Genomic DNA, 258 nt, shown 5'->3' with positions numbered 1-258 from the left:
GGCCTTTTCTGTGCCCGTATTTTCGGACCAGTAAAAGAATACGAATGCCTGTGCGGTAAGTACAAGCGTTTAAAACATCGCGGCGTGATCTGCGAGAAGTGCGGCGTTGAAGTGACCCAGACTAAAGTACGCCGTGAGCGTATGGGCCACATCGAACTGGCTTCCCCGACTGCACACATCTGGTTCCTGAAATCGCTGCCATCGCGCATCGGTTTGCTGCTGGATATGCCACTGCGTGACATCGAACGTGTTCTGTAC

The 258-nt window shown here is 53.1% G+C and carries 1 protein-coding gene; it reads left to right on the top strand.

The genetic code is table 11. The features are described from left to right. Nucleotides 1–258, top strand: a 258-nt coding sequence (locus ACR9ZK_RS22525) for a hypothetical protein (RefSeq protein WP_481344153.1), incomplete at both ends; no start/stop codon positions are given.

Source organism: Monashia sp. HAY1-5C (assembly GCF_056755255.1).
Note: the sequence above shows the minus strand (reverse complement) of the source record. Positions and strands in the feature narration are given on the sequence as shown.